Raw genomic sequence first — 25,785 nt, 5'->3', positions numbered from 1 at the left:
GGTGGGCGCAGCTCGGAGCGCGCTGCCGGCACCGAGGGCGCTGTCTCCCACCCCGGCAGCCTCCGCCATCACCCGCACAAGCAGCGACGGTCACTGGATAAAGAGGCTCCGACCGTGCCCGATCGCGACCTGGCCGGGGAAGACCGGGTGCACCACCCGGCCGTCACAGTTCGGGCCGGACCACACAAAGGCCACTTCGTCCGTGAAATTGGCGACCTCTGACGGGGCGAAGTCCCCCAGCGGGAAGCAGCCGCTCGGGTCGGCGTGCGGCGCGCGGTCGATGAACAGGACCCCCTGGGCTGCCTGGGCCGTTCCAGGGGCTGCCAGCGCCAGGATCACGGCCGCCACGCACGCCCCCCATACCTTCGCCGCACGTCGTGTCACTCGCATCGCCCGTTCACCTTCCCATTGCTCCACCGGCTTTCATTACCGAGAGTACTAGTGGGTGACTCACCGTGACACGGCGCGCTGTGGTGAAGGAGGGGCGTGTGGGGCGTACGCCCCACACAGCCCTGCTCCAAAGCTTTCGCACACCGCTCCGCATCCAGGACCCGGCAGGTCGGCCGCCGCTCCGCGACCGAGTGCCGCGTGAGCCCACCGTGCCCAGCACCGTGTGGCCATGCCACACCGCAGGCGCCGGATCGTCGGGACTCCCCCACGGCCCGGGACGGGACACGTGGAGCAGATCCGCGACCCCTTGCCGCCCGCGTCCGACCCCTGCACGGGCGAGCCCGCCTCGCGCCCGGCGGGCGACGAGGGGCCACCGGAGCGGCTGGCGCTGGTCACCCACCACTGCCGTCGCATCAACGCCCACCTCCGGCGCGTGCCCGAAGAAGCGGCCGAGCCGGTCTGGCATGCCCTTGGGACAGGGCAGGTTCCTGGACAGCGTGGCTGCCGGGTGCGACAGGCTGCGGGGATTCTCCGCCTGTCTCGATCCGGCGGTGGGAGAAGACGATGTTCCGTGTCCGCAGTACGGCTCGCCGGGCGCGCCGCCCGCGCCTTGGCCCCGAGTGCAGACAGGAGACCGCACGTGAGCGCCTTACCCCAGGGCCGCGACTGGACCCGCAAGAAGCGTGCCGACTTCGACGACTGCGCCCCGCTCAACCTGGTCGACGCGGCCGTGTGTCGGCCGGTGCCCGCCGTACCCGACCAGTGCGGGACCCATCCACTTTTCGGGAAGGACCCGGATCCCCCGCGTCCCCGCCGCCCCAGCACGCCGGCCCCGGGTCCCACCGAGGACTCCGAGAACACTGACACCTTGTTCTAAAGCCGGCCCGTCGCGCCCGTAGGGTGCGGGCATGACCGACCCCGTCCCGCTCACCGGCCACCAGGCCAACCGGCTCATCACCGTGCTCCGGCACGGCCGGGACCTGGACAGTGCGGCCACGGAACTCGGCATCGATCTGCGCGCTGTGTGGGCCAGGGCCCGTACCGACACCCGCCTGGCGATCGCTCTCGCCGGCCGGGATCCCGACGTCCTCGAAGGAACGCGGCCGCACCCTGCGGGCCGACTACCTTCGTCTCCGGGCCCTCGGGATCTCCCCGGGCCGGGCGGAGCTGATCCTCGGTATCAGCGGTGCGGGGGCATGGCGGGGAGATGACCCGACGTTCGCGGCCGCCTGCGACGCGGTCAGCGCCGCCTCACCCGCGTGCGGGGCCAGCAGGGTCATCCGGCTGACTCCCCAGCGCGTGGCCCGTTTCCTTCCCGGCGGGCCAAGTTGAATAAGACGCAGGTGCTCACCGGCTGTGGTCTGGACTGGGCGCGGGAGGCGTTGTGAGGGTCTGCGTGCGGCCGGCCAGCCAAGGTCCTTAGGATGCGGGGGCGGGGTTGCGCCGGCCCGCCGCCGGTAAAGCCCCGCAACCTTACGCTCCCCCTCCTCGACGCGGTCAGCCCCCAGAGGGCGCCACGACCGTGTCGAGGAGGCGGCGAAGCGGGTGACTGGCGGTGGCTTGCCGCGGTCGGCAGTGTGCCCGGGGCCCCGCGCCTGGACGCGGCGCCCTCCGGGCGGTCACCACCCGTTGTGCGTGGGGAACTTGGCGCTCGGTACGTACTGGCCGGGAAGGCTCGCGTCCCGGTCATGCCGGCGCCCCCGAGCGGCGGGGTCGACGCGTCTGGTCAGCGACCGGCGCCCCGTGATCGTGTCGCGGACGGCATCGGCTAAGGCGATCAAGGTCTTCATGGACAACTCACCCCTGAGCTGTGAGTGATCTTCTCACCCCACGCCCGAGCCTGCGCCCACAGCGGCTTCGAGCCATCCTGCGCGCGCGGGCCGGCCGCCGGTGAAGGCGGCGCGGCTTCCCGCGCCAACGTCTTTGGCTCCGCCGGCGATGACCGCGGCCACGTCGGGGGAAAGCGCCCGCGTTATCCCTGAGGTCACGCCTCCTCGACGTGATCAGACCGCGGCGCCCGGACAGTGTCCCGGCGACGTCCGGGGCCCTGGCCGCGGCACGAGGCGGGCCCCACCGGGTAGCCTCCGAGAGATTCGCCAGTGAGGGGCCAAGGAATGACCCACCGACTGGGCCTCAGCAGAGTTGAGAGCTGGAGCGCGGTCGGTCGGTGGTGTCGGGCCAGTTCGTCTAGCGAGCTCGTGCACGGTAGGCGGTGAGGTGTCGAGGACTTCGGTGGGCCTCGGTGTTCACCGCTGCTGAGTCGAGATCAGGTCCGTGGTCTGCTGATGGGACAGCAGACCGGCGATGGCCTGGAGGGTGTCGCTCATGTGCTCGCGGCGACCGAGGTGGCGGGCGAGGGCCCGCCAGTTCTTGAGGTGGGCGATGCCGTGCTCGACCCGGATACGCCGTGAGGAATGCGCCTTGCGCTGCCGCTCGTACATTTCCTCGTACCAGTCGGGGGCGATCTTCTTGAACTTGCGGTGCGGTGGTGTCACCACTCGGCCGCCGGTCTGCGCGCCCAGGCCCTGGTAGCCGGCGTCGGCACGAATCTCCACGGCGAGGCCGTCGGCCAGGACCTTGACCAGCCCTAACTGGCGAGCATGGGTGATGTCCGCGCAGCTTCCGGGCTTGGTCGGGCTGCAGAACAGCACCCGGCCGTCCCCGTCGGTAAGCACCATGGCCTTGACGGCGTTCTGCCTGTTCTTGCCGGAGATGAACCTGTCCCGGTCCTTGCGTCCGGCGGCCGGCCGCCGCACCCGGATCTCAGTGCCGTCGACGATCCCGGTCTCCCCGGTCACACCAAGGTAGTCAACGACCTCCGCCAGCGTCCGCAACCGCGCTCCGGTTGTGACAGTGCAGCCTCGCTCGGCGAGCAGGGGACACACCTCGCCGATGGCCCGGGTGATGGTGGAGCGGTTCACACCGAACCAACAGGCCAGCACGTCGTGCGTGGTCCCGTGGCGGAGATGGACGAAGGTCGCCAGGAGCCGGTCGACGAACACCAGCCGGTGCTTCGCACCGGCGCCCACAGCCCGCTTGCGCGGCCTGGACACGAGCTTGGCGTTGTGTCGCCCGTACCACAACGGGCCTACCTCGGCGACGAGTTCAGCGATCATCTGGGCTGACAGGCCCGTGATCCTCCGGTCGCTGATGATCGCTGCACGAGACGCATTCCCCCCACACGACCATGATCGACGATCGAGCACTCGACGCCTCACCGCCTACCGTGCACGAGCTCACTAGCGCTCACGGACAAACGCATTGATGCCAGTAGGACGAACGGGAACGTCAACTGATGCGGATCGCGTCTGTCGCACCAGGCGCCCCAGAGTGGTGGCCTCCGCTCGTCATGCGCAGACTTCTGCGACACGCCCCGTCTCACGCAAGGTCAAACTGGCGCGGCTCTCTTGCAGTGACCATCACGAACCGCCCGCATCGTGATCGATGAGGGACATACCGGATGCCAAGGCGCATGCAGCGGCGGCGAAGTACTGCTCGTCTGCACCAGGGGCAAGACCCAGAGACAGCGCTCGGCGAAATGCTGCCACGGCAAGCCGGCGGCCCTGCCATGTTCGATGGCTTTCAGCTGTCCGGCATCGGCCTGCTCACGCAGCTACTGCCACAGCGTCGCGCGCAGTACCGCGGCCTCACCGACCACGTTGACCGGGATGTCCTTGGGCTGTTTCAGCTCGCCCGCCCACCGCTGCGCGTGCCCGAGCACGAGGAACAGCTCGTCCAACGCCGGGAACCGCTTGAACGCCGGGTCGCTGCCCAGCTCGTGCCGCTCCCGCAGGCGTTTCACTATCCCCGTGTCGATCTCTCCCAGCCGGATCGGAGGCCGCTTCGGACGGGGCTTCCTGACGGACTGCAGGGGGGTTCCTCACCACCCTCGAAGTGTTCGCTCCCAGCCGGTTCCCAATCTGAGAACCGGCCCAAATGGCCCAGACCGATGACGCCGACGTACGGAAATTGCTGTGGATCCGCGAGGGGAACGGCGAGGGAATCGTTGGCTGCCAGGATGTCGGCTCCAGCAGGGAAAGTCTGGCCCGGTGAACCTCCCGCGCCGGGCCCACGTCTTCCTGCGGAGCGGTGGCGAGCCGTGAACACACCCCGCCTCGTCGCCCATGTTCGTGTCGGGGCTTGCTTCGAACGCGGGCAAGATCGAGCGTCCCGCCACCGTCGTGGCATAGGGTCTGGTGCACCAGGACCGACCACCACACCTACGGCACCAGCACCCACACTGTCGGCGAGCTGGCCCCGCTCGTCAGTGACTGCCTCGGGCTGGTCTTCACCGAACACGACAGCGATTACCGGGGCGTCTACCAACTCGCCAGCAGCCCCGACGGACGGATTGAGATCCAGCCCAACCCGATCCCCGACGGCGACGGCGACAACCTCTACGCTCCGGAACACCCCACCGCCAGGGTGCTGTTGCTTACCACCAGCATGGACCCGGACCCCGACCTACAGGCCCGCCTGGGCTCCATCGAAGGGCTCATTCACCTGAACCACGAGATAGCGTGAGCAGCTACTGATCCGCAGCTTTTGACAATTCCTCGCCCAGGGAGCCGAGTACACCGACATTAACGCCCCCTTCGGCCAGCTCCTCGTCCTCGACCTCACACCAAAACCACCAGCAGCGGCACCCTGCCCATCGACGAACTCGCCTGGCTCGCCACCCACCGCCCCCGGCGGCGCCACCACCGACCGGCCCCTCCTCGCCGGAATCATCACCGGCAACCGCCTCACCCCGTCCGCCTACTCACGCTGACCGCGGCGCCCTTCACGTTGCCCCACCCCGTCCGCGCTCCTGGAGCTCACCGGCAGGCGGCCTTGGCGCCCGGGTCGCAGTCGGGGCAGGCCAGGCCTCCAACGGAGTAATCCTGACCGAACACGAGGAGAAGGCCAGCGTCGCCAGCGCCTCCAACGAGTCCTTCTCTGCAGCGCACACTTTCCGGCGAACCTGTGCCAGGCGGCGCCTGAACGGCATAGGTTCCGGCTGCGACTCGGATGCTGCATGATCGAACGATGCTGGTCGAACTAGAGAAGGTCGCGAAGTTCCCCTGGAGTCCCTGGCTGGCTCAGATCCGGACCCCCTTCGGAAGAACTGCGGTCCGCTGGTGTGGTGACCAGAACGCGGAGCCGGGCGAGTACCACGTCGAGTGGACAGTCGATGAGGACATCGTCTGGGGCCGAAATGCGAAACCGGCTGCGGAATCCGGACCGGGAGTCCGAGCCGGCGGACACTGCGTTGTCCTGCGAGGACGGCTGAACCCGACAGAGGATGGTTCCGCCGTGCTGGACTTGGACGGCAGTCTGATCCTGCTAAATCTCGATACTTTACTGCCCGCAGACGTAGCCGAAGCGTGGGTCGAGCTCTTCATCGAGCGCTACAGAATCAGCCTCTACCCGTACGAAATCTGAGAGTTCGGCTTCTGTGCGTCCCCCTGTCGTCCGCTCGCGTCGATGAGATCGGCTTGGGAGCAGTGGGCAGGGGGCTCTCCGGGCCGTGCGGCATGATTGCGACCATGCGTAGAGGGCTGGGTTGGGGGACTCCGCCGATTGGGGCCAGGGCGCGGGCGCAGACGCGACGAGTTGGCGCCCGCCGTGATCGAGGCCGAGATCACCGCCTTCGGTGAGGCACTGAACGTCCATTCTTCAGTCCCGGCCAGCCCGGCGCCACCGATGAGATGCGGGCCGAGTTGGGGCGTGCCCTCGACGCACACGACCAGTCAAAGCGGGACGTCGTCGGCGACCAGATGCGGGCGGGCACACTCTACGTCTTGCGCACTCTGGACGATGGCTGGCACGCACTGGCCTGTCTGGATGCCCTGATCGGCGGCCGACCACTGCCGGAGCACATGGCGTTGTGCTTTTTCGACACCCGGCACGGTCGCGCCTCCCGACAGGTCAGTGGGGCGCCTCCCGGGGGTGCCGCCCGCAACATCGCCGTCTGTGCAGCAGACGCGGTCCGCCTGGCAGAGAACCCGAGCCCCATCACCGTGAGACAGCCAGGCCTGGGCAGCAGAGTCCGCGCGCAACCGCGCGAGGCCAAGCCACGCCCGTCGACGCCGAAACGCTCCCCCCAGCCGCAGGGCAGCGCGGAGGAAGGCAGGATCAGACACGCCCGAGCGCTCGGCGAGCGCACCGCGGCCCGGCTGTAGGCACGTTGGCGTGCCCTCAAGCACGTCGCCCTCAGCCCGCGCTGATAGGCGACATCGCCCGCGCCGCCCTCGTCCTCGACGGCCAGTGGAAATGATGTCCGGGAGAGCCTCACTCGTTGACCCGTTCTTCCCAGGGTTCGGCGGACGAGCCGGCTAGCGCGCCACGCGGTGGCGGAGGTAGACGACTCTCGAGCTGAAGGTGCGGGTCTCGGCGAGTTCGAGATCCACGCGTCGCTCGTGCTGGGGGAAGAACGGAATGCCGCCGCCGACCAGCACCGGGTAGACCATGGCCCGGTACTCGTCGATCAGACCCAGTGCGGCCGCCTCGGCGGCGAGGGTGGCGCCGCCGATCGCGATGTCGCCCTCCCCCGGCTCGGCTCGCAACCGCTCGATCTCCTGCGCCAGACCGCCGGAAGCAAGGCGGGCACGGCCCTGCACCGCCGACAGCGTGGTGGAGAACACCACCTTTGGCAGCGGCTTCCAGAGCGCGGCCCACTCGAGCATGGAGTCGTCGAGCGAGGGATCCTGATCGGCTGTCTCCCAGTACAGCATCGTCTCGTACAGTCGTCGTCCCAACAGGTGGACGCCGACCTCGCGGATCTCGTCGATCCAGAAGCGGAACACCTCCTCCTCGGGCGCTGTCCAGTCGAAGTTGCCGTCTGGGCCAACGATGTAGCCGTCGAGTGAGACGCTCATCGAATAGGTCACGCTGCGCATCGGCAGCCCTCCTCGGTAGCGGGTTCGACAGTACGACCGCCGGACGCCACAGGACTCATCGCGGTTCGCGAGATCCTGGGCCGAGTCACCTCACGAGATCATTCCGTTGAGCGAACCTCGCTCATCCTCCCAGTGCGGTCGAGCGAATGTCGGCCGGCCGTCAGATCGCTGGCTGAGCGGGTGCTGCTGGTACCACGTGTTGCCGCGCAAGCCTCACCATGCGGCAGCTCGCACCGCTCTTCGGCTGCTCACCTGCCACCGTCTGCCGGGTCATCCAGCGTCTTCGGCCGTTGCTCACGCTGGAGCCGGCGCCCACCGGTGCCGGCCGTCGACCGGTCCTGGATCATGCACGGCATCCTGATCGCGGCCCGTCACCGGCAGGTCGCAGCCTCCTCACGCAACTACCGGTTCTCGGCTCATGTTCAGGTCATCATCGACGCCGACACCCGCCTGGTGGTGGCATCCGCCCGGCCCGCACCCGGCAACAAGGCCGGCGCACATGTCTGGCGCGCCGGACCTGCCGGCCGTGGCGGCAGGCACGACCGTGATCGCGGACGGCGCCTACCCGGGTACCGGGCTGATCCTCCCGCACGCAGAAGACCCGGACGCCCCCTCCTGTGTGACCAGGAGGAAGGCGATACCGAACGCCGGCGCGTCCGAGCCTGGGTCGAGCACAGCTTCGCCTTGATGAAGAACTGGAGGATCCTCCGCGACTGCCGTCAGAGGGGCGACGGCCTCCACCACGCCGTCCAAGCCATGCGAAACCTCGCCATGGCAGGGTGAACCGGCAGGTCAGCCATCACCCAGACATGCCGCCACCAAACCTTCTGCAACGCCCTCCGGGCCAGGCGCTGCAGGCGCTGAAGCCGGAGCGGGAAGCCGCGCCTTCGATGGACGCGATCCGTCCTGACCTGTAGGCGGATGGCGCCCGACCTGTGGTCACTGTCCCGGCCGTCGGGCCGAGACCTTGCTCGTGTACGAGTCAGAGGATGCGCCAGGCAACGGCGTACGGCTGGGCGAACTGGGTGATCCGGAAGGCACTGACGACGACTTCGACCTCCCCGGCGGGGATCTCCTGCCAGTGCACTTGTTCGACGTTGTTGACGCGGTCGAACCCGGGACCCGTGCCCATGTTGCCGTGGCGTTCCTGACCGCCTGCGCGGACGATCAGGTCGAGGTCGTTCTGCAGGGCAGGGCCAGGCGGGTCCGTCCAGACGAGGGTGACCTTCAGGGTGCGGGGCGCGCCCTCGGGGATCGTGATGCTGAACGCGCGCTCTTCTCCCTGGTCCAGCTCCTTGGCATCGGTGAAGCCCGCCTGGCCGGTATCGGTCGGGAGGACGACGGCGCGCTGGAGGTTGACGATGCCGAAGCCCGAGCTGTTGTTGGGCGAGGGGCCCGCCTCGGAGGGGCTGTACTGGCCCTTGAGCTCATCGGCACCGTTGATCAGCATGGCCTTGATGAGCGCGGCACTGGGCTTCGGGGTGCCGTTCTTCAGCAGCGTCTCGCGCAGCACCGCCACACAGCCGGCGACCAGCGGTGTGGCCATGCTGGTGCCGCTGTCGAACATGAAGGCGGGATCCGTGGAGACGCCGAAGAGACTGTCGTCGGGCGCGATCCGCGAGCGCGTCGAAAGGATCGCCGTGCCGGGAGCGACCACGTCGGGCTTGAACCGCCCCTCCTGGGTCGGGCCGCGGCTGCTGAAGGCCGCCATGCCGGCGGGGTTGTCCGCCATCCTGTCGCCGCGGATCGGCGGGGCGGGGTAGGAGAGCGGCCTCAGGCCGTCATACGTATGGGGGATCTGGGGACGGTCGCCCTCGCTGGCGCCGACGGTGATGATGTTCTTGGCCCCGGTCTCCCCGCTGACGGCCCTCAGGTTGATACGGCCGTCACCGTCGCGGTCCGTACCTTCGTTGCCCGCGGCGAAGCAGATGACGAAGTCCTTGTTGTCCCAGACGAACTGATCGACCTCGCGCGCGCTTTTGTTGTACGGAAGACCTGGGGTGCTCGGACCCCAGGAGTTGGTGTGAATCCGTGCCCCGTCCTCCAGGAAGGGCGGCTCGAACAGGTCATGCAGGTTCCGCGGGATACCGGACAGCGAGCCGTCGTCGGCCAGCATGGACTGGAGGACCAGTCTCGCCTCGGGTGCCGTGCCGGTGACGGCTCCGCCCATCGACGCCGACGTCCCGTCGCCGAGGACGGAGCCTGCCACGTGGGTGCCGTGCCCGTCGGGGTCGTCCGTCCGCTCGGGGCTGGTACGGCCCAGGGCCACCAGGCGCTTGACCCGGCCGGTGAAGGCGGGGTGCACATTGGTCGTGGACCCCTTGTCGAATCCGGTGTCGGCGACACACACGATCTGACCCTCGCCACGGAACTTCGTGCCGTTCAGGGACACGTGGGCGTGCATCAGGTTCCCCGAGACGGTGTTGTACAGCACCCTCTCCGGGACTTCCTCGATCTCCCTCACCTCGTCAAGCGCGGCCAGCGCGGGCAGGTCCTCCTCACGGACCGTCACGCGTACCTTGTCGCGGTCGGGCTCTACGTCGCCGGGGCTGACACCGGCTGCCGCCGCGATCCGGTCCCGTAGCCCGTCCGAGCTCACTTCGACGTCCTCGTGCAGCACGATGTCGACGGTCCGGGGCCGGGGACCCACCGCCTCCATGGGGTCGGCCAGCACGGCGACCCCCGGGCGCAGCCTGTTCGACCGAAGCGACTGAGCGATCTTGAATCCCTTGAAGTACACGTCCGCCCAGGCCACGAAGGGCAGGGCGCGCACGGCATTCAGATTCGAGGGCCGGAAGCCGCACAGATAGGTGTCGTCCGGAACGTACTCGTGGATCACCACCCCCAGCGCCGCGAGTTCTTCCTTCTCCTCAGCTGTGGGTGGGTGTGTGGTCTGGACGAGTAGATAGTTGGACGCGGAGGCGTCCTCGGACACCAGCGATGCCGTGGCCAGGTCATCGAACTGGGCCAGCGGGTCCACCGTCACGCCGTTGATGGTGATACGGGACATGCCGAACTCCGGGAGAAGTAGGGAAGACGCGCACCGGGCAGCCGTGACGTGCGGCACTGCCCATGCCGACGCCGGCATCTCCGAAGCCCGTCCGAACCGGTGGCACGCCAAGCTGCGTGGTTGTTTCCGTTCGCCAACACGCTAGGCGGGCGACCGTCCACCTGCACGTCGAGCCTGGATGGTGGCCGCCATCCAGGCTCGCTGTACTCCGAGGGCACTCAACAGCAGCGTCGGCCTGCGTCACGTCTACGCGAGGTCGGCGGCGACCATGGTCCCGTCCCGCATCAGGACCTACTCCCCCGGCCCTGGACCAGATGAGAATCCTGCGCTGGGCTTCGAGATGCCGCAGCAAACTGATGACACCGGTCCTTGGTGGCGGGGCTTCGTTGGCCTTGCACCGAGTCGACGACGCCGGTCTCATCGCCCACGGTCGTACGTCTTCTGCGACATATGCGCCCGGCGGATATTCGTGCGAGCGACAAGGGGACCACTCCCGTCCTGTCGGGTCCACTTATGGATTCGAAGAGATCTTGACGTGGGCCATTTCAAGCTCCTCCGGTGAGATCATTTTCAGCCCTGACTGCGCAGCCGCTGTGCGCCTCGACGTTGCCGGCGATCCGGCCGGTGCTGCACTGGAGTTTCCGCAGCGGGCACCAGGTCCTGAAGACGGAAATCACCTGCTCGCCCACGGCGCGGATCTTGGCGTGAGTGACGTTGCGCCGGCACCCGAGGACAACGAAGCGGACAGAGGCAGCGCCCGACCCCATGCCAGTTTCATCGAATCAGCGACAGATGGGCCATCAGAGTGGATCTACGACAGTGGTCGGAGCGGTCTTTCACGAGTGGGTATGCATGTGTGCATAGCCATTTAGTACCGATGAATGACTATTCGCGGGAGCGTACCGGACATGCCCGACCACGCACAGCGGCGGGCGACCGCATGGCTGAGGACCACTGCCGTCGAGGAGGTCGACGCCGCCCGCGCCTCAACTGGCTTGCGTCACTCTTCCGGCCACTCCCCGTTGGAGCATGGCGTCGCGGACGACGGTTGCGGACCCGACGTGACTGCGCTGGAGCCGGGGTGGCTGTACCGCGGGATCAGCGGCAGGGATGATCAGGCGCGGCGGGTCAGTGACGAGGAACTGGCGGCGCTGGGCGACCCGATGGCGGTCGAGTTTTTCCGCGTAGGTAGGTTTCCGACCACCGTGCAGGAACTGCTGTCCGAACTCCCCGCCGCGGCCGCCGCCTCACGCAAGGTGTATCTGGTCAGCGAAGCCGGGCAAATCCCACCGGATGCCATCGGCGAGCGCGGCATGCGGTTCGCGATCACCGCCGCCGTGGGAGGCGGTCAGGTCGACCTTCTGGTCAGCACCCAGGCCGGCGGCGACCCGAAGACCGGTTTCCTCCAGGTCGCGGCATGGGATGCCGGAGCAAGGGTCTTCAACTTCTACACGCGGGTCGAATCCAGCTGGGTGTGGGCGGGCAACTCATGGCATGCACTGGAGCCGGAGTCGCGGGGCAAGGGCTGTTTCGACAGCCACATCAACGGCGGCGCCGTGATGAAGGAACTGAGGATTCCCTGGATCAACTGGCAGTCGGAGCGAGCCACGATCCGGGTCGCCGAGGATGACCCGCTGCGCCATGACCAGCTGTTCCAGCAGGTCATCGGAGCCGAGCGGCTGGAACTGACGGTCAGATCCCTCATCACCCGCTGGACGGCTGCCCGCTTGGCTGCGGTGACCGCGAACGGCGTCGTGGACCACCCCGACCGGCTGCTGCGCCACCTGTTCACCAGCACCACGGTCAACCTCACCAGTACAGACCGGCAGAGCAGCACCATCACGGCGGACAGTCCCGAGCTGACGCTGCCCACAGGCTTCTGGCTGAACCAGGACATCCTGTTCGACGACGTTCGCCTGTCCACGCAGGCCGCCCCGCCCAGGGCGCATGCCGCCCGGTACCTGGCCGCCCTGACACGGTTCGGTTTCCGGCTGGAGGAGAAGTTCAGCGGCTTCTCCCAACCAGGTGACACGTTTTTCGCCTTCGTCGTTCCCGAGGCCGCCCACGAGGACAACGAGGTGGTCCGGCAGATGATCCGCAATGGACTCATCTCGGCCAGGTTCGCCGCATGTGTGCTGATGGTGGACTTTCCCAACCCGGTCTTCAGCCCCGCCCGCAGTCTCCTCATGCGCTACGTGCCGACCACGCCCACCAAGGCGGTGGTGTTGTGTGAGAAAGTCGCCCTGGCCATCCTGGACGCCGCGCGAACGCGAAACCTGCCCGCCGACAGTCCTGAAGTCCGCTTCGCCGCGCACTGGCAGGTACCTGAAGACGCCTGGCAAACAGAGTTCGGGCAGCGGGTCGACGCCTATCTGCGCAAGGTCACCCAACAGATCCAAACCGCATCCGGATTCGACGACTACGTCCGGCTGGCCGAGTACCGCCGCCGGCAATTCCGTCTCATGAAGCTGAATGAGTTCGAGCTCACCCTGCCGGTCACCGACATTCCCCCTGGTGCGCCACCGCTCGGGATGTGCGAGGACGCCACCGTCGCAGAGCTGACCTGAAGCCGCCCCCTCATCAGTCGGCCCGGCACCACCTCCAGCGGCGCTGCCGGCCGCTGCGTCCCGCCCCTCCGCCCACACGAGCAAGGAGAACACCGTGGCCACAGTGGACGCCTACGGACCTCCCGGCAACCTCGACGATCTGGACGACTTCGGCCGCAAGGCCTGGAACACGTTCATCTCCGACACGGTCGACGAGGCCATCCAGGGCCCCGATCCCCACCAGGTACTGAACGACAGCCCGAGACCGCAGTTCTACAACTTGACCAGCACGGACACGGCCTCGGACGTCCAGCGCGCCTCCCTCACCTGGACCGCGTTCCCCCGCACCATCAAGATCACCTCTGTCAGCGACCTGCAACGATGGCAGCGCGCCGACGCCAGCCGCGACGTCCAGGACGAATACTGCGAATGGAGCGTCGCCCGGGACGGCTCGGGGAAGATCACCCAGGTCACATTCACCTGTGAAGGCCCCGAGTACTGGGAGATCCTGGCACAGACGAACCCGGACAAGGCGCTCGAGCTCTACCAGAGATTCATCAGTCCGGACGTACGCAAGGAGGATCTGTTCTCGCCCAGCGGCAGATACCAGCCGCGCAACAAGTGGAACAACTCCACCAGCCACGGCGTCATGCACTTGATTCAGCCGAACAACACCCTGGGCGCAGAGATCGAACTGGCTGCGGCAGCCACCGTCCGGCGCGTCATCAACGGCCAGGAGTTGACCACTGAGCAGGAGCTCATCACGTGCAGCAAGTACGGCGCCGCGGAACGCAACAGCGACCCCCACATCGGCGCAGGAGTCAACGCCCTGGCCCGCCAGAAGGCCGACATCAGTCTCGCCGACCCAGTGGGCCTGTATTTCGACGACCTGTCGACGGACGGCTGGGAGACCCCGGACGGCTCCGACCCCAAAAACTACTGGACCTATCTGAGAGGCGACTCGGAGCACCGCGTCCGCGCCGTCTACGCAGTGCCGCCGGACAAGGGTTTCGGCGTCGGGGACATCACCATCGGCGGTAGGCCCATCGAGTTCGGAGCCCAGATCGCGGACTTCATCACCATCAGGCTCACCGGCCTCGCCTGCCGCTTCGACGACTCCACGGCCCAGCCGCAAACCGCCTGCAAGGAGTTCCTCGCGGTCGACATGCGGGAAGAGGGCTTCAGCGCATCCGCGTTCTCCGCCTCCGGCCGCTTCATGGACCCCCGCCCCACCCTGACTCACCGCTCTTCCCGCGTCACTTGACCGGTACCATCGCGGATCCGGTCACACTTCACGAAGCACGGGACGACCAAAGCGGATCTTGTGGCGCGGCCTGCGGACATGCCCGACCGGGCCCGTTCAAGTCACGGGTCCAGCGACGGGCCGCCCGGCGTCGCGCCGGAAGGGCCGCAGGTGAGAAGAAGTGCCCGCCCAGCGGGGTGTGAGCCGGCCTGGACGAGCGAGGACGACAGGCGCGCGCACCGGGCAACCGGCCTTGTCGCCTCTCTGCCGGGCCGGCGGCGCGAGAGCCCGATCAGCGGCAGAACGGCTCGATCCGTCGGCGGAGTTGACGTTGTCGATCGAAGCGCCGCAGTCCGGGGTGGCAGCGGCACGCGACAGCTGCGAACCCGTGGACGCTGAGCTGTGACCTCCTCGCATGGCCCATATCTCGCCGATCGCGCGTTTCACCGTCGCCCAGTCCCACCTCGACTACGTCGGATCGATCACGATCGACGCGGACCTGGTGGAAGCGGCGGGCATCCGCCGGCTCGAGAAGATCGACCTGGTGAACGTGATCAACGGCGCGCCTTTGCCGACCTACATCATCGACGGACCGCGCCCAGCTCATCGGACCGATCATGTTCCGGCGCTTCCTCGACCGCCGCCCCATCACCGACACCGCCATTGACACCGCGGTCACCGACTGGCTCACCAGCCACCGAGCAGCGCCCTATGGTCGGGCGCCCCGTCCAGCCAGCGCCCCTCAGTCACAGACGGCGAGCCCGCTTTGTCCGCGAGCCGCACCCGCCACCTACGATCCGTGTCTGGGAAGAGGTCCCAATGAGCTGGTCAGCTGGAACGATGCACCGAGAAAGAGCGGGCGAGGCTCCCTTCGGCCGGGCGACCGTCATCGATGCGGGACCATCCCGCGGGCGCGGAGAGCAGGCAGCTTACGCCGCAGGCCTGCCAGTGGTCTTCGCGAGCGCGGCGAGCAGTCGGTGCCAAGCCATGGCGCGGCCTCTCGGACGGAGACCATCCCCATAGGCGCGGGCAGCGGAGTCCCTTCGCGCTGCTGCTGACGTCGGAGGCGGGACCATGCCCGCGGGCGCGGGAACCACCAAATCCAATTCCGGGGTACTCCGGACGGCGTGGGGCCATCCTCGCGGGCTCGGGGATCGGCGCCTTGGCGAGCGGGCCCGAGCTTGCGCAGGCTGGGACCACGCCCACCGGGCGCCGGGAGCCCTGGCCGTTCTTGGTGGTGGTGTTCAGCGTGCCGCGGCCATCCCTGCGGGCGCGGGGAGCGGCCATCCTTGGTGCTCCCCAGGAAGCGGGGCGTCAAGCGCACCATGTGGGTCCGCATGCAGGCCCGCGGCAACCGGCCGGTCGTCGACCGGGGTCAGTCCCGCGCCGGGCGGGCCCGGCCACGGCGCCGGTCACCGCTGTGTGGGGGTGAAGGGCTCGGTGGCCGGCGGTTCGATGAACTCGGGCTGGATCCTGTGGTGATCCTTTTACGTCTCAACATCCCCTGGTGTGACGGGTGTTGCTCCGATAGCTTCCGGCACACATCTGTCTCACAGGGGAGTTGGGCATGCGCAAGGCGCTCAGATGGCTGCTCGCGCTCACGGTGCTGATAGGCACGCTGAGCACGGCGACAGCGGCGGGGGCGGCCACCGCCGCCCAGCCGGAGGACATCAAGGACCGGCTCCTGGCCATACCGGGCATGAGCCTGGTCCAGGAGAAGCCCTACGCGGGCTACCGCTACTTCGTCCTGAACTACACCCAGCCGATCGACCACCGGCACCCGTCCAACGGAACGTTCCAGCAGCGGATCACCGTTCTGCACAAGGACGTCAGTCGCCCGACGGTGTTCTACACCAGCGGCTACAACGTCTCCACGACCCCGAGCCGCCGTGAGCCGACCCAGATCGTGGACGGCAACCAGGTATCCCTGGAGTACCGCTTCTTCACCCCGTCCCGCCCCGACCCGGCCGACTGGTCCAAGCTCGACATCTGGCAGGCGGCCAGTGACCAGCACCGCGTCTTCGAGGCCCTGAAGTCGGTCTACACCGGCAACTGGATTGCGACCGGCGGCTCGAAGGGCGGCATGACGGCCACCTACTACGAGCGCTTCTACCCCCGCGACATGGACGGCGTGGTCGCCTACGTCGCCCCCAATGACGTCGCCAACGACGAGGATTCGGCCTACGACCGCTTCTTCGCGCACGTCGGCACCAAGGAGTGCCGGGATCGGCTGAACGCGGTGCAGCGGGAGGCGCTGGTGCGCCGGGAGCCGCTGGAGAAGAAGTACGCCCGGTACGCCGCCGACAACGGCTACACCTTCGGCACCATCGGCAGCCTCGACAAGGCGTACGAGGCGGTGGTCCTCGACTACGTTTGGGGCTTCTGGCAGTACAGCCTGCTGAAGGACTGCGATTCGATCCCCGCGAACGCGGCGAGCGCGACCGACGACGAGATCTGGACCTCGGTCGACACGATCTCCGGCTTCTCCGCCTACACCGACCAGGGCCTGGAGCAGTACACGCCGTACTACTACCAGGCGGGCACCCAGTTGGGCGCGCCCACCATCCACTTCCCGCACATCGAACGGAAGCTGATCCGCTACGGCTACCAGCCGCCGCGGAACTTCGTCCCCCGCTCGATCCCGATGCGCTTCCAGTCGTTCGCGATGCGGGACGTGGACACCTGGGTCCGCCACCACGCCCGGCACATGCTGTTCGTCTACGGCCAGAACGATCCGTGGGGCTCGGAGCGGTTCCGCCCCGGCGCGGGCGCCCGTGACTCCTACGTCTTCACTGCACCCGGCCTGAACCACGGCGCGAACGTCGCCGGCCTGGTCCCGGAGGAGAAGGCTCTCGCCACGGCCCGGATCCTGGAGTGGGGGGGCGTCGCGTCCCCCGCGGTCGAGAAGGATCCGTCCGCGGCCAAGCCACTGGCTCGCTACGACTCCGAGCTGGACGTCCGGGATGCGGAGCGGGAGCCGGCGTTGCGGCCATGACGTCTGTCGCAGGCTGACTGGCGGCGGGTTCGCGAGGCCCGCCGTCAGTGCGAGGGGCAGGCGGGACCGACGGACTGGCCCGCGAGGTACGCCGTCAGTTGCTCCGAGGTGAGGTCCCGGTCGACTGCCTGCAGATCCTCTTGATCGCCGCGGTGGGCGAGGGCAGGACGACATCCCACAGCCGCGCGGTGAAGTGGAGGCCGGCAGTGGCGAGAGTGTGCCCCCGGGGGGCTGAATGCCACATCGATCACGAGGAGAGTGTGTCCGGTCAGCGTGAAGCGGGCTTTCCCGCGGCCACTGTCCCAGACCGGCCGGGCCCTGCACACTCTGCTCAGCGCCGGCGGTGGCAGGGTCCTGCCGTCGGGGCTGAACTCCAGCCTGTTCACGGCGTCCACCTACCCCTGCAAGACGTGTCGTGCGGTGATCAACACCGTCGACATGGGCCGCCACGCCGTTGATGCCGTCCTCCAAAGCCCCCAGGACGACGCCGCGTTCACCCCGGTGCCCCGCTTCTCGTCCCACCAGCACGGCGTAAGCATCCAGTCCGCCGGCATTCCCGGACGAGGCACCGACATGACGATCCTTGACGACTCCTACCAAGCGGCGCCTGGTGGCGGGATACACCTGCTCCCCGGACCCGAGGGCGCGCCCGTCCTGGTCAATGCCGTCGCCCGGAACTCCCCGGCACTCTTTGGTCTCTGTTTCCCGTCACATGATCCGTGCCCCGTGACGGCATTGTCCGGAGTCCGTGACACAGCACGTTCTGGTAGTGCGGTGGGAGCTGAGGCGTTGTTACGGTCCCGACCGGTGTGCGGCCCACATGGCCGCCTGATCAGGGGGGACGTCCCGACATGAATGCTCATCGCCTCAGACCCGCCGCCATCGCGCTCGCCGCCGTGCTGGCCGCGGTGCTCACCGGTTGCCAGGGGAACGATTCCGCCGCTCGAGCAGAGAGCTCGCCGAGCGCCGCCGCCTCGGCCGGCCAAGCGTCCGGCACGTCCGACGGCAGCAAGGACGAGGCCACGGGAGGCACCGGAGGATCGGGAGGCGCGGGTGCCACGGCGACCCCGTCACCGGGTACGGCCGGCGCCGGAACGCCCGCGGCAAAGCCTGTCTCCAATGCCCCCGGCTCGGTGAAGACCACCGCTCCGGGCTGTTCCAGCAAGGCGCCGGATCCGGACCATGTCGACCCCGATGAGATCGCCGTCTACCGCGTCGAGGAACTTCCCGCCAGCACCGGGAAGGTGAACCTCGTCATTCAGCATGGGGCGTGGGGATGCCCTGGCAAGGACTCCGACGGAACGTCGTTCGTCGTCACCGGCGAGGACAGCCGCTGGGCCCTCGACCAGGCCGCGTACGTCACCGCCACCAACCCCATCGTCGCCAGCAGCAAGAACCAGCGCATCGGCGTGCAGGAGCTGATCGACTGGATCAAGGCGCACCCCAACTCCGGGCTGGTGTTCAAGTACGCGACCGGCGACGACGGCGCCATCCACAGCCTGGAGCAGGTCTACGCGCCGTAGCCACCGCGTTGGAGACACGTTCGCAGACCACGACCTGACCGCGCCGCTGACCACCGACCACCGACCCGGAGACGGCGAGGGGTGGCTGGAGTGGACAGCGGCCGGGGTGGAAAACCTGATTCCGGAGGCGGTCTGTTTACTGTTCCGGAAATGACTTTGTTCACGAGTTGCGTCGGCGGTCGTGCACGGGTTCGGGAAGCGCCTGTTTCCACGGTCTGGTGATGTTCACGAGTCCCCAGCTGCGGCCGGCCCCATGAGGTTCCGTGTTCAGGTCACCTGCGCGACCGCAGAGGCTGGGACGGGAAAGGCCACGGCCTCATCGAAGCGGCGGCCGTGCTGAATGAAGTGGCAGAGCCGGCCGATCATGCGGTGAACAGGTGACGCTGGGCGGCTCCGTGCCAGTCCCGCGGTCGTCGCGACGGCTCCGGTAGTGGGCCATGAGGTTAGGCGGTAACCGGGGAATGCCCGGAGGTGGCCAGCACGGTTGAGCCGGTCGTTCTTCAGCCCGCGGCGGGTGATGCTCGACTTCTTGCCGGAGACCGTGGTCACCTTCCCCACAGCCCGCAGGCGTAGAGGAGACCGGCTATCGCGATGACGGAGCCGATCACGCGAAACACCTGACGGTTGTACGCGGACAGTCGTCGGTCTTCGGCCAGGCGCGGCGCCAGAACCACGAACGCCGCCCCGAACAGGGCAAGGAAGACACCGATGATGATGTGCATTTCGGGTGCTTTCTGTTGCGGGAAGGCCGTCAGGGACCGGATGGAACGCGCGACGTGCGGCGGCCGTTCCGCCGCCGCACGTCTCTGGGTCAAGTCATCGCCGACGCCGGGCCATGCGAACGGCCAGGAACACCCCGACGAGGACTGCGAGGCCCACGAACACGTAGGGGAACCAGGAAGGCCCGTCAGGGCGCCGGTCTTGTGCCAGGTAGAGCGCTTCGAGCATCTTGCCCCTCTCAGAACGTGTACTTCGCGGTGGCGGAGCACTTGCCTGTGCTTCCACCAGTTCCCACGCCCACCGAGCCGTCCGTGCCCGCCGAGACGTCCGCCGGACCGATTCCACAGGCGACTTCGCCTGTGAGCCCGGGGTCTGCGCTGCCTGATGCCAGACTGGCGTCCGCGCTGGCTCCGGGGGTGCCTGTGCCGATCGACAGATACGGATGGACGCTGCCGTCGTTGTTGATGCTCACACCACCACCGAGGCACAGCACGTCGCACAACTCGCCACCCACGTCGAGTGACAGCAGTCCCTGCGGGTCGATGCGGTTGACGGGATCCCCTTCGGCGTAGAGGTAGGGGTTCTTCTCCTGGCCGGAGGCGTCGGGCTGGGTGAAGCGGCCGATGTTGGCGTCGTAGTACCGGGCCCGGAGGTGGTACAGGCCGGTGGGGTCCTGGTAGTTGCCGGCGAACCGGTAGGGCTGGTCGACCGGTTCACTGGACTGGGCCAGCAGGCGGACTCCGCGGGGGCTGTAGGCGTAGGTGTCGACCTTGTTGCCGTCCTCGTCGGCGAGGGCGACGACGCTGCCGAGCGCGTCGGTGAGGTAGAAGTACGCCTTGCCCCCGGTTGTCATGGAGTTCAACGTGCCCCCGGGTTCGCGGTTGAAGCCCATGTCGACGCCGGCAGTTGTCTTGGCGGACAGGCCGAGGGGGCCGTTGTGGAAGTAGGTGTCACCGAGTTTGATGCGTTCGCTCTGGTCGGTGGACCCGTACTGTCCGGCGTACGTATTGCCGCCCACCGTGATCGAGGACATCTGGGAGTGGTCGGTCCACTTCTCGCCGGTGCGGGTGTAGTCGTCGGTGGACGCGCCGGCTGTCTCGTTGCCGATCGGGTCGTAGGACCAGGACCCGCTGGTGCTGGACTTGGCCGTCAGTTCCTGGGCGTCGTTGTAGGTGTAGGTGGTACCGCGCGGGCAGCCCGGGTCGGTGCCCTGGGAGGTGAGGTTGCCGGCCAGGTCGTAGCAGTACTGCCAGGAATCGTTGATCGTTCCGTTCTTCTCCTCCTTGGCGTAGGAGAAGCGGCCGGCGCCGTCGTAGGAGTAGGTGCGCTTGGTTCCGCGGACGTTGTCGGTGCTGGTGCGGATCTTGGTGCCGTCGGTCTTGCCGTCGGTGCCGTAGTTGTAGGTGTAGGCCAGGTCGACCAGGGTGCCCTGCGGCGAGGTGGCCTTGATCGAGGTGGGGCGGCTGGATGTGTCGACGTCGACCTTCTGCACGGTGCCGCCGGGGTAGGTGGTCGTGGTGCGAACGTCGTTGTTGTTGTAGGAGTACGTCGTGACGCGGCCCTGCGGGTCCTTGAGCTGCTTGAGCTTGTTGACCTCGTTCCAGGTGTAGTCGACCGGGCCGGCCGGGTCCTGGTAGTAGTCGACGTTGCCCGCCGGGGTGTACGCGATCAAGGTCTGGGAGCCGTCCTGGAGGTGGCGGACCGTCTCGCGCTGCAGCGGGTCGAACTCGTACTTGGTGGTGCCGGTGCCGTCGGAGCGCTGGACGAGATTGCCGTCACCGTCGTACCAGTACTCGACCTTCACCGTGTTCGGGGAGGTGACGGTGCGGATGCGGTCGAGGTTGTCATAGGTGTAGTCGACGGTCACGCCGCGGGCGTCGGTGACGGACTTGGTGCGGCCGAGGTCATCGTAGGTGTAGGTCGTCCTGTCGAGCGGTGCCGGGGGCGTGACCCGGTCGAGGTCGCCGTTGGCGTCGTAGTGGAAGTCGGTGGTGACCGTCTTCGTGGACGTCATCTTCGTCTTCGCGGTGCAGCGCTGGCCTTCGAAGCCGCCGCAGGTGGGTGTGGCGGGGTTGTAGGTGTAGGAGACGCTGCCGCCGCCGGTTCCGGTGCGGGCCACCGAGGTGGTGTTGCCGACGGTGTCGTAGGTGAAGGCGGTCTTTTCGCCGTCGGCGTCGGTGGAGTCCTTGGGTACGTCTCCGCCGGCGATGGTCTGCCAGGTGTTGACCGTCTTGCCGCCGGTCGGAAGGGCGACCGTCTCGAGGTTGTTGCGGGAGTCGAAGCCGTAGTCGGTGACGTTGCCCGGGGTGGTGCCCGAGCCCATTGCGTCGGTGGCGGTGTCGATGTTGTGGTTGGCGTCGAACTTCGTCGACCGCTTGTGCCCGAGCGCGTCGGTGACGTCGGTGACCTGGCCGTCGCTGTCGTGCACGTATTGGGTGGCGTGCAGTTCCGGGTCCTTGGCCGTCGTGGTGCCGGCCGCGGTCGGCGAGGTGGCGCTGTAGGTGTACGTCCAGGTCGGTCCGGTGTCGCCGGAGCCGTTGAAGCCGGTCGCGCGCAGCATGGAAGTGACGCGGTTGGCGTCGTCGTAGGTGAAGACGGTGACCCGGCCCTCGGCGGTCATGATCCTGTCGACTCGGCCGGAGGAGTCGTAGCCGAAGGTGACGGTCTTGCCCTCGGTGTCGGTGGTGGTGGCCAGGTTGCCGCTGGGGTCGAGGTTGTAGACGGCGGTGCGGCCGGTGTTGTCCTTGGCCTGCCACTGCGAGGGGTAGGTCTTGTACAGGTCGATCCAGCGACCGGAACGGGTGTCGGTGAGCTTGAAGCCCTTGTTCTCCCCGTTCTCGTCATGCTGGTCGAGGGTGATCGTGCCGTGGTTGCGGTCAGTGACCTTCGTCAGACAGCCATTGGCGTTGTAGGTCTCCTTGGTGCCCGACTTCCACTTGGTCAGCGTGAAGGTGCCGTCCGCGTTCTTCTTCAGATCCTCGGAGTAGCCCTTGGGCGTGGTGAAGGAGCCGTCGCTGTTCTCGGTGAACCGGACGGTGGCACCGGAGGCGTCGTAGAAGATCACCTCGGAGCTGGAAATGGAGAGGTAGCGCTCGTACTGCTGCCACCAGCGCTGGGAGACCCTGCCCCAGGGAGCGTCCAGTGAGTTGTAGGTGCGTGCGAGTTGCAGACGCTGGCCAACTCCGGCGATGTCGAAGTCTGTTGCCGTCAGCATCAGGTTGCCGGTGGAGTAGTCGATCTTCGCTCTCAGCGCGTCCGTGATGGCGAAGGACGTGGTGCGGTGCCAGGGGACGTTGCCCTGGCCTTCGGGGACGAGGTTCATCAGCGAGGCGCCCGCTGCGGCCGTCGGGGAGTTCGTGGGCTTGCTGCCGGTGTTGCCGCGGGTGGGGTGCTGGGCGTGCTCGCGCTGGTCGCGCAGCCACGGCAGGTACCACGCGTCTGTCGGGGGCTTGGACGGCTGCGACTTCACCGGCCGGTTCGGGCCGACTTTCACGGCCGGCATCCTGAAGTGGGGGCTGTTCGGCCCCCATGCCGATTTCGGCTTCGCTTCCGCGGCGACCGCGGTCGCCGCGGGGAGCAGAGTCAGGGCCAGCGTGGCCGAGGTGAGCACCGCGAGGGCGGTGGTTGATCTTTTCCTGGCACGCCGTTCGGGCATGCCGAAGGCACGGGTGTGCATGAACTTCCCCCACAGGAAGACGGACCCCGGTGGCCCCTGCGGCCACTGGGCGCGCACAACCTGCCACGGAGGTCGCACAAATTTCCGGTGCATTCCCGCGAACGTCCAGTGCATGCGGGCCTGAATCGGCCCTTCCTCTTCTCCTGGACAGAGAGGTCCAAGGAGGGACAAAGATGTGGAGATCGACGAGGGCGGGACAGTCCAGGCGGCCGAGTCAACTGGTGAACTCGGCCGAGAAGTTTCCATGAAGCAATAGTTGCGGCCTGCCCTAGTGTCACCGGTAGACGTGCGCCGGGGCAGCTGACGGCCTGTCGCCCAGCTGGAGCCGTCCAGGGCGAGTGGGATCTTGCAGAGTGAGATGATGCACGTGTCGCTGGCCAGGAGGTTGTTCTTTGACCTTTGGCGGAGCTTCGGTGTGACCGGTAAGTTCTCCGCGGTGACGTCGATGGAGACGCAAGGCCTCACGTCGATGACCGACGGGGCCCAGTTGCGTTGGACAGCGCTGGGAGACACGACCCGGAAGCTGCCCGTGGTCATGCTCCATGGTGGTCCGGGTCTGCCGGACTACTTGGGCGATGTCGCCGCCATGGTCGGGGACCTTGCGCCCGTGTACCGCTACGACCAGCGTGGCACGGGCCGGTCCCCGTGGCAGGGTCGCCATTCCCTCGCCCGGCACGTCGACGATCTCGCCGAGCTGCTCGACGCATGGGACGTCCCCAAGGCCGTGCTCATCGGGCATTCCTATGGCACCGACCTGGCGAGCCGGTTCTGCCTGACGCACCCTGACCGGGTTGCCGCGATGCTGCTGATGTGCGGGCCGTTCGTCGGTGATTGGCGCAGCAGGGACCGCGCGGAGCGCGACCGCCGCATGTCCGCAGCACAGCAGGAGCGACTCCATGCATTGGAGGAGACGCCGGACCGCACGGAGGAACAGGAGGTCGAGCTGCTCACACTGGCCTGGTTCACTGACCACGCCGATCCGGAACGCGGGTGGCACTGGGCCGCCCAGGGCGCCCGGCGGCGTCGCCCCATCAACTGGGCCATGAACGTCGAACTCGGCAGAGAAGGACGCGCGGACCCGCTCGATGCGCACCTGGCCGAGCTGCGCGCCCGTCTGCCCGCACGAGCAGAGCTCCTCGGTGGGACCGGTGATCCTCGCCCTGTGTCGGCACTTGAATCACTCGCGCTCCGGCTCGATCTTCCGCTGACGCGGATCGAGGAAGCTGGGCACGAACCCTGGTTGGAACAGCCCGATATCGTGCGTGCCCACCTTCGGCGCTTCGTGCAAGGTGCGGTGGGCACATAAGGCTTCGACCAGTTTACTGGCCGGCTTCAACACCGGCAGTGACGCTGAGGCGGCCTTCGTCTGATCATGTGCGTGTTTCCGGAGGTTCGACCTTGCTGATCAAGAGCCGCAGCACGCTGGTTGTCATCTAGTCAGGCTTCTTGTTCACTCCCGAGGCTTGACGCCGGCAGGTCGTCTCAACTTTTTACGGCCTCTGCGATCTGCAGGGCGGCCTGGGCGGGGGTGAGGTGCGTGGTGTCGACGACCTCGGCCTCGGCATGCAGCCACGTGCGGGCCGCCTCGGCGTAGGGCTCAAGGTATCGGAGACGGAAGGGGGAGTTGGGGCCGAGAACGGTGTCGCCCGCGATGCGCGCACGGAGGGTGTCCTGGTCGGCATGGAGGACGAAGTGCCGCACCGGGATGGCATGCTGGGCAAGGCTCGAACTGATCTCGCGCCAGTACTGCTCGACCAGGACAGTCATGGGCATCACCAAGGTGCCGCCGGTGTAGTCGAGTACGCGACGGGCGGTCTCGACCACGAGCGGCCGCCATGGCGGCCAGTGCTGGAAGTTGTCCGTAGCGGGCAGCCCCGGTCTGATGTCCATGAGGGTCTCGCCGACCTTCTCGGCGTCGAACACCCGTGAATCCGGGATCAGCTGCTGAACGAGCGCACTGGTTGTCGTCTTGCCTGCGCCATGGGTGCCGTTGAGCCATACGATCATGAGACTCGACGCTAGCGTCGTGCAGGCCGCGGGAACAGGCACACCAACAAATCATGGCGTCGGCGTGGCAATGACCCGCCACGGCATTCCTGATAACCGCGCGCCTCGGCGTCGTCCCGCCCGGGGCAGGGGTTCGGGAAAAACAGCCGTTCGTCATCCCTCGCACGACGGCGGGCGTGCATGATCCAGGCGAGCGGCCACTCGACGACCCAACGGCGGGGCAGCATGACGAAGCCGGAGGCGTCCCTGGGACGGGTGACAGGCTTGATGACCACCCGCACGATGCCAGGTCCGCATGCACCAAGTCACGGGCTGACAGCTTCAACACAACGTCGGTCATTTTCAGTACCCCCGGCGAGCCGGCTTCCACGCCGATCACACGGGGTGCAAAGCCGTCTTCTCGGCCCGCACGCGTGGCTCACCGGGTCATCGCGACTGGTCGGCAGTTGAGATGATCTCGCTGTGACTGGTGTGATCACTGCGTCGGAACCGTCCTGATAGTCCCATTCAGCGGTCTGAGCCCGCGACAATTCGCCGAGCTGATCACGGCGTTACGACGCGAGGGCGCAGACCCCGTTCGCAAGGGCCGGCCGTGGAGCCTGCCGCTGGAGACCGAATCCTGCTGGTCGTCACGTACCGGCGCACCAACCTGACGTTACGTAGGAGTTCATCGATCTGCCCTCGTGGATGGCCCCGAGGCGTAGCGACGATCAGGCGTGCAGCTCGCCATCCCTTCCGCCGGGACGTGTTCAGTGCCGGCCACGGGCTGTGGCAGGGCATTCGGGGCAGGTCGT

At 67.6% G+C, this 25,785-nt stretch carries 18 protein-coding genes and 2 pseudogenes; 11 read left to right on the top strand and 9 right to left on the bottom strand.

What is annotated here, in order from left to right; all coding sequences use genetic code 11:
- Positions 1–90 precede the first annotated feature (90 nt).
- Entirely contained in the window at positions 91–348 is a 258-nt protein-coding gene (locus tag ACIHEJ_RS34790; protein WP_400141613.1) for a hypothetical protein, read from the bottom strand.
- A 682-nt stretch (positions 349–1,030) separates the two neighbouring features.
- On the opposite strand from ACIHEJ_RS34790, the gene ACIHEJ_RS34785 reads away from it, so the two are divergent.
- On the top strand, positions 1,031–1,267 hold the full coding sequence (locus ACIHEJ_RS34785) for a hypothetical protein (RefSeq protein ID WP_400141612.1): 237 nt from the start codon (positions 1,031–1,033) through the stop codon (positions 1,265–1,267).
- A gap of 1,369 nt (positions 1,268–2,636) precedes the next feature.
- On the opposite strand, the gene ACIHEJ_RS34780 is transcribed toward ACIHEJ_RS34785, so the two are convergent.
- Both ACIHEJ_RS34780 and ACIHEJ_RS34775 read right to left on the bottom strand, forming a co-directional pair.
- A complete protein-coding gene (locus ACIHEJ_RS34780) occupies positions 2,637–3,596 on the bottom strand; it encodes a transposase family protein (RefSeq protein ID WP_400141611.1) in 960 nt (319 codons plus the stop codon).
- A gap of 407 nt (positions 3,597–4,003) precedes the next feature.
- On the bottom strand, positions 4,004–4,192 hold the full coding sequence (locus tag ACIHEJ_RS34775; protein WP_400141610.1) for a hypothetical protein: 189 nt from the start codon (positions 4,190–4,192) through the stop codon (positions 4,004–4,006).
- 338 nt (positions 4,193–4,530) lie between these two features.
- Here ACIHEJ_RS34775 and ACIHEJ_RS34770 point away from each other — a divergent pair, with 338 nt between their 5' ends.
- A complete protein-coding gene (locus tag ACIHEJ_RS34770) occupies positions 4,531–4,914 on the top strand; it encodes a hypothetical protein (RefSeq protein WP_400141609.1) in 384 nt (127 codons plus the stop codon).
- A 504-nt stretch (positions 4,915–5,418) separates the two neighbouring features.
- A complete protein-coding gene (locus ACIHEJ_RS34765) occupies positions 5,419–5,814 on the top strand; it encodes a hypothetical protein (RefSeq protein ID WP_400141608.1) in 396 nt (131 codons plus the stop codon).
- Positions 5,815–6,707: 893 nt separating this feature from the next.
- Here the strand turns inward: ACIHEJ_RS34765 and ACIHEJ_RS34760 are convergent.
- Positions 6,708–7,271, bottom strand: a complete 564-nt coding sequence (locus ACIHEJ_RS34760; RefSeq protein WP_400141607.1) for a dihydrofolate reductase family protein — start codon at positions 7,269–7,271, stop codon at positions 6,708–6,710.
- Between the two features lie 150 nt (positions 7,272–7,421).
- Between ACIHEJ_RS34760 and ACIHEJ_RS34755 the strand changes: the two are divergent.
- Positions 7,422–8,054, top strand: a pseudogene (locus tag ACIHEJ_RS34755) (transposase family protein); the annotation flags it as partial.
- Positions 8,055–8,253: 199 nt separating this feature from the next.
- Here ACIHEJ_RS34755 and ACIHEJ_RS34750 read toward each other — a convergent pair.
- Positions 8,254–10,281 carry a S8 family serine peptidase gene (locus ACIHEJ_RS34750; RefSeq protein ID WP_400141606.1) on the bottom strand — a complete coding sequence of 676 codons (2,028 nt, stop codon included), beginning with the start codon at positions 10,279–10,281 and terminating at the stop codon, positions 8,254–8,256.
- Between the two features lie 545 nt (positions 10,282–10,826).
- Positions 10,827–10,970, bottom strand: coding sequence for a hypothetical protein (locus tag ACIHEJ_RS34745; protein WP_400141605.1), 144 nt, complete (start codon positions 10,968–10,970; stop codon positions 10,827–10,829).
- A gap of 219 nt (positions 10,971–11,189) precedes the next feature.
- Between ACIHEJ_RS34745 and ACIHEJ_RS34740 the strand changes: the two genes are divergently transcribed.
- The 5 genes from ACIHEJ_RS34740 to ACIHEJ_RS34720 all read left to right on the top strand — a co-directional run bounded on the left by ACIHEJ_RS34740 (position 11,190) and on the right by ACIHEJ_RS34720 (position 18,588).
- Entirely contained in the window at positions 11,190–12,848 is a 1,659-nt protein-coding gene (locus ACIHEJ_RS34740; RefSeq protein ID WP_400141604.1) for a hypothetical protein, read from the top strand.
- A 94-nt stretch (positions 12,849–12,942) separates the two neighbouring features.
- A complete protein-coding gene (locus ACIHEJ_RS34735) occupies positions 12,943–14,091 on the top strand; it encodes a hypothetical protein (protein ID WP_400141603.1) in 1,149 nt (382 codons plus the stop codon).
- A gap of 394 nt (positions 14,092–14,485) precedes the next feature.
- Positions 14,486–14,737, top strand: coding sequence for an aspartate 1-decarboxylase (locus ACIHEJ_RS34730; RefSeq protein WP_400141602.1), 252 nt, complete (start codon positions 14,486–14,488; stop codon positions 14,735–14,737).
- A 900-nt stretch (positions 14,738–15,637) separates the two neighbouring features.
- Complete coding sequence (locus ACIHEJ_RS34725; RefSeq protein WP_400141601.1) at positions 15,638–17,065, top strand: S28 family serine protease; 1,428 nt, start codon at positions 15,638–15,640, stop codon at positions 17,063–17,065.
- An 851-nt stretch (positions 17,066–17,916) separates the two neighbouring features.
- Positions 17,917–18,588 carry a hypothetical protein gene (locus tag ACIHEJ_RS34720; RefSeq protein ID WP_400141600.1) on the top strand — a complete coding sequence of 224 codons (672 nt, stop codon included), beginning with the start codon at positions 17,917–17,919 and terminating at the stop codon, positions 18,586–18,588.
- Between the two features lie 545 nt (positions 18,589–19,133).
- Here the strand turns inward: ACIHEJ_RS34720 and ACIHEJ_RS34715 are convergent.
- Positions 19,134–19,310, bottom strand: a complete 177-nt coding sequence (locus ACIHEJ_RS34715) for a hypothetical protein (RefSeq protein ID WP_400141599.1) — start codon at positions 19,308–19,310, stop codon at positions 19,134–19,136.
- 236 nt (positions 19,311–19,546) lie between these two features.
- On the bottom strand, positions 19,547–22,984 hold the full coding sequence (locus ACIHEJ_RS34710; RefSeq protein WP_400141598.1) for an RHS repeat-associated core domain-containing protein: 3,438 nt from the start codon (positions 22,982–22,984) through the stop codon (positions 19,547–19,549).
- A gap of 415 nt (positions 22,985–23,399) precedes the next feature.
- Between ACIHEJ_RS34710 and ACIHEJ_RS34705 the strand changes: the two genes are divergently transcribed.
- The gene (locus ACIHEJ_RS34705; RefSeq protein ID WP_400141597.1) at positions 23,400–24,290 is read left to right on the top strand and encodes an alpha/beta fold hydrolase; all 891 of its coding nucleotides are present in this window, start codon (positions 23,400–23,402) and stop codon (positions 24,288–24,290) included.
- A gap of 176 nt (positions 24,291–24,466) precedes the next feature.
- On the opposite strand, the gene ACIHEJ_RS34700 is transcribed toward ACIHEJ_RS34705, so the two are convergent.
- Positions 24,467–24,991 carry an AAA family ATPase gene (locus ACIHEJ_RS34700; RefSeq protein ID WP_400141596.1) on the bottom strand — a complete coding sequence of 175 codons (525 nt, stop codon included), beginning with the start codon at positions 24,989–24,991 and terminating at the stop codon, positions 24,467–24,469.
- A gap of 462 nt (positions 24,992–25,453) precedes the next feature.
- Here ACIHEJ_RS34700 and ACIHEJ_RS34695 point away from each other — a divergent pair.
- Positions 25,454–25,655: pseudogene (locus ACIHEJ_RS34695) on the top strand (IS5/IS1182 family transposase); the annotation flags it as partial.
- Positions 25,656–25,785: the final 130 nt, after the last annotated feature.

It is taken from the genome of Streptomyces sp. NPDC052301 (assembly GCF_044593395.1).
Lineage (GTDB): Bacteria > Actinomycetota > Actinomycetes > Streptomycetales > Streptomycetaceae > Streptomyces.
Note: the sequence above shows the minus strand (reverse complement) of the source record. Positions and strands in the feature narration are given on the sequence as shown.